Source organism: Solimonas fluminis, assembly GCF_002930645.1.
Taxonomy (GTDB): Bacteria; Pseudomonadota; Gammaproteobacteria; order Nevskiales; family Nevskiaceae; genus Solimonas_A; species Solimonas_A fluminis.
This window is the reverse complement of sequence record NZ_PSNW01000028.1, coordinates 1-3531: the sequence shown is the minus strand read 5'-3', so window position 1 is coordinate 3531 and position 3531 is coordinate 1. Positions and strand designations below refer to the sequence as shown.

The following is a 3531-nucleotide window of genomic DNA, read 5'->3' as shown; positions in this document are numbered from 1 at the left end:
ACGTGCCGACGCCAAGGCCGCGGCCGACGCCTCCAGGCTCCAGCCGACCCCGAAGGAAGCCGTCGCCACGTACACGGCCCTGTCCGCCCGCATGGCACGTGCCCGCAAGGCCATGGCCGAGCTGGAGGCCAAGCTGAACGAGGCCGCACGTGTCGTCTACGTGGTGGCTGGTCCGGGGGTCAAGATCATGGGGGAATCCGTGGTCTACGTGGGCGGCACTCATCAGCGCCCGTGCCTGCGCGTCGATGCCGCCAAGGTGATCGGATGATGGTGCGTGCCCGCCTACGTGGTAACAGCCTGGGCTACTTCAACGTGGGGGCCGATGGTGGCCGCGTGTCGGTCCGGTTCAATGACTACCACGGACATGAGGCCGTGGGCTTTGCCAGCATCACCGAAGCAAAGGCCTTCTATGCCACCCTGGGCCGCGCCATCGCCACGGCCGAGGGCAATCGCGCCGGCTGCAATCTCTGCCTGATGCCCGGGCGCGGTCATGGCCTGCGCAACAACTGCCGGGGCTGGTGCGCGGATCGCCCGCGCGAGCCGCAGCACGGCGGATGCGGCTGTATCCACTGCTCGTGAGCCTCTACGCCGGCCCCCTGCCCCTGCCCGGCCCCAAGGCCAAGCGCGCCCGCGGCAACCCCTGGGCGGGCATCAAGCACCGCCTGAGCGTCGAAGGCGACAGCCCGCGCGACCAGGTGGCATTGACCAACCTGGCGGACGATGAGTACGAGCGGCTGTGGTACAGCCTCTACGAAACCCCGGGCGTGCTCCGCGATATCCGCGGCGGCCAGAATCTATTCGTGGATCGCCTGCCACGTGGCGCCACGGACGAGGACGTGTCCGCCTGGGCGGAGCGCCGCGCCCATGCCGTGGCCAAGGTCATCGCCCGCAACGCCGACACGTGGTCGGCCTACGCCGAGGCACGCACCTACGCGACCAGCTTCGGCCTGGAAGTCCCGGAGCCCAAGGATTCCGATGTACGTGGCCCCCACATGGCCAGCATCGTCCGCCGGATGCAGACCGCCAGATGGTGGCGCCGCTCCGGACGCGTAGCCCACGCGCGCAAGTGGGAACTGGACGCCCACAAGGCCGGACTGGTCAACATCGCCAAGACCCCGTGCGCCTCGGATTGGGGGGTCAACTTCGTGCGCGAGCGCGCCGAGGGCAACCAGCAACTCCTGCTGCAGCTCATCGCCGTGAACGAGGACGGCGAAACGGTCTGCCTGGCCGATGCCGCCGCGGCCTCCATCGCAAACCCCAAGCTGCGCCGCATGGAACTGATGGCGCGCATGAACGGCGCCGAGGCCGTGGCCAAGGATCGCGGAGACGTGCCCCTGTTCGTCACCCTGACCACCCCCAGTCGCTTCCATCGCTGGTGTGCCAAGCCCTGCATCCCCAACCCACGTTACGACGGCGCCAGTTCGCCACGTGACGGGCAGGAGCACCTGAACACGGTGTGGGCACGTTGCCGCGCCCTGTTCAACAAGATCAGGGTGAAGGTCTACGGCTTCCGAAGCGTCGAGCCACACCACGACGGCACCCCCCATTGGCACATGATGCTCTTCGTGCCGGCCGACCACGTGAAGCCGGTTATCCGGATCATGCACGCCGAGGCCCTGGCCGAAGACCCCGACGAGCCCGGAGCCCGCAAGCGCCGCATCCGGTTCAAGCGCATCAGCCCGAGCCGCGGCACGGCAACCGGCTACATGGCGAAGTACATCGCCAAGGGTGTGGACGGCTTCGGCCTGACCCATGCGCAGTTGACCCTGGAGGATGGCAAGCAAGCCTCCGCGCCGCAGGCCGATCCCGTGACGCATGCCGCGCGCATCGTTGCCTGGGCGCGTATCTGGGGCATCCGTCAGTTTCAGTTCTTCGGCCTGCCCTCGCAGACGGTCTACCGCGAACTGCGCCGTGTGCGGGACGCGCAGCTTGATCTGCCGCTGATCGAGCCGGTCCGCGCCAAGGCCGATGCCGGCGACGTCGCCGGCTACATCGGCGCCATGGGCGGCCCCTGCATTCCGCGGCAGATGCGGCGCTTGAGCGTGCTGCGAGACGTGCCGGAGCGGCCGACCTCGATGCTGTCGGGATATGGCGATTTCGCTGCGCACCCGATCCGCGGTGTCGTTGCGCAAGGCTGCATGGGCCATGCCGGTGCAGCGTTCGCGCAATCCCTCACGACAAGGGTTCACACCTGGCGCGTAGAGCGCCTGGTGGGGTCGCGCACGGACCGTGCTGCGTCCNCACCGCCCGGCCTCGTCTCGCCCTCCCACCAAGGCGCAAATCACCTTCCGGAGAGCGATCCATGAGCAATGAAGACTGCGGTTCCATCGTCTGTCCCCTCTGTGCCAAGCCCGGCACGGTCCGCAAGTTCGCCAAGGGCAAGCGCAAGGGGCAGCTCTACGTTCAGACGCCGTGTCACGGCCTGTTCATGAACCTGGGCAAAAGCTTCCAGGAGTGGATTCTGGAATACATGCGCGCCCGCGATGCGGACGGCAACTTGCCGCCGCCGCCCCCCGTTCTCGTTGAGCCCGAGCCGGCGCCGCCGGCCCCCGTGCCCGACGCCAAGCCCGAGCCGGCGCCGCTGCGCTCGGTCTTCTTCCCGCTGTTCCACTTCTGAGAGGTAGCACCATGGCCACGAAAGCCACCAAGAAAAAGCCCGCCGCCAAGCCGGCGCCCAAGTCCCTGCCGCCGGCCGACGCGCCGGCCGTCGCCGCGCAGCCCGAGTGCGCCCGCGTCGGCAAGGGCAAGGGCGTTCCCGCGGAGGGCGCGCAGTGAGCGGCGCCGAGGAGGGAGCGCTGCCGTTCGCGGATGAACCGGCGCTGGACGCGCTCGCCGCCGAGGCGGCCGCCGCGCCGCAAGCGCAGCAGACGAATCAGCCGCCGCAGCCGAGCGCGGAGGAGAACCGGCAGGCGGCGATGATGACGGTGGCCATTGGCCTCGGCCTCGTGGGCAAGCTGGTCGAAAAAACCAAGGGCGTCAAGGTCGTGTTCGGGCAGGAGACGCTGGCCGAGGGCGCCGACGCCGTGGCGCCGCTGCTGGCCAAACACAACGGCAAGATGCCGCCCTGGGTGATGCAGTACAAGGAAGAGCTGGGCGCGGCCGTGTTCGCCGGCAAGATCGCGTTCCAGGTGTGGATGGCGATCAAGGAAGCGGAGAGCGGCGCCGCGGCGCCGGCCGCGGCCTGACATGCGCAAGCCCGACAACTCGCTGCCGGCGCAGATCGAGTTCATTTGCGGTTCCAGCGGCACCGGCAAGAGCTACCTCATCAAGCAGCGGATCGGCGCCGAGAGGAACGTGCTGGTATGGGATGCCAAGAACGAGTATGGCGACCTTCCCGGCTTCCGCTCGACGCATGATCCCGCGGAGTTCGTGCGCCTGGCCCGGCAGGACGGGCGCATCGCCTTCGCTGCGCCGCCGACGCTGTTCGACTTCTACACTCGCGTGGTGTGGGCGCGCGGCGGTTGCCTGAACATCGTGGAGGAACTGGGCGCCGTCACGGGCACGGCGAAGGCCCGCGATGCCTGGCACCTG

The 3531-nt window shown here is 68.9% G+C and carries 7 protein-coding genes; all 7 read left to right on the top strand.

Annotation, left to right across the window (positions count from 1 at the left end; translation table 11 throughout):
* Positions 1-268, top strand: a 268-nt coding sequence (locus tag C3942_RS22505; RefSeq protein WP_165797580.1) for a hypothetical protein, incomplete at its 5' end; no start/stop codon positions are given.
* Positions 265-579 carry a hypothetical protein gene (locus C3942_RS21820; RefSeq protein ID WP_133164396.1) on the top strand — a complete coding sequence of 105 codons (315 nt, stop codon included), beginning with the start codon at positions 265-267 and terminating at the stop codon, positions 577-579. The genes C3942_RS22505 and C3942_RS21820, both read left to right, overlap by 4 nt.
* Positions 555-2306 carry a replication endonuclease gene (locus tag C3942_RS21815; RefSeq protein ID WP_104232474.1) on the top strand — a complete coding sequence of 584 codons (1752 nt, stop codon included), beginning with the start codon at positions 555-557 and terminating at the stop codon, positions 2304-2306. Before C3942_RS21820 ends, C3942_RS21815 begins: the two co-directional genes overlap by 25 nt.
* On the top strand, positions 2303-2617 hold the full coding sequence (locus tag C3942_RS21810; protein WP_104232473.1) for a hypothetical protein: 315 nt from the start codon (positions 2303-2305) through the stop codon (positions 2615-2617). The genes C3942_RS21815 and C3942_RS21810 overlap by 4 nt, the downstream gene beginning before the upstream one ends.
* An 11-nt stretch (positions 2618-2628) precedes the next feature.
* Positions 2629-2775 carry a hypothetical protein gene (locus tag C3942_RS22500; RefSeq protein WP_165797579.1) on the top strand — a complete coding sequence of 49 codons (147 nt, stop codon included), beginning with the start codon at positions 2629-2631 and terminating at the stop codon, positions 2773-2775.
* On the top strand, positions 2772-3185 hold the full coding sequence (locus tag C3942_RS21805) for a hypothetical protein (protein WP_104232472.1): 414 nt from the start codon (positions 2772-2774) through the stop codon (positions 3183-3185). Before C3942_RS22500 ends, C3942_RS21805 begins: the two co-directional genes overlap by 4 nt.
* 1 nt (position 3186) lies before the next feature.
* On the top strand, positions 3187-3531 hold a 345-nt coding region (locus tag C3942_RS21800), incomplete at its 3' end, for a hypothetical protein (RefSeq protein ID WP_207766193.1).

What these genes read in the sequence shown, in the direction of transcription:
- C3942_RS21820 (WP_133164396.1), top strand. Translation starts at nt 265, where the DNA reads ATGATGGTGCGTGCCCGCCTACGTGGTAACAGCCTGGGCTACTTCAAC.
- C3942_RS21810 (WP_104232473.1), top strand. Translation starts at nt 2,303, where the DNA reads ATGAGCAATGAAGACTGCGGTTCCATCGTCTGTCCCCTCTGTGCCAAG.
- C3942_RS22500 (WP_165797579.1), top strand. Translation starts at nt 2,629, where the DNA reads ATGGCCACGAAAGCCACCAAGAAAAAGCCCGCCGCCAAGCCGGCGCCC.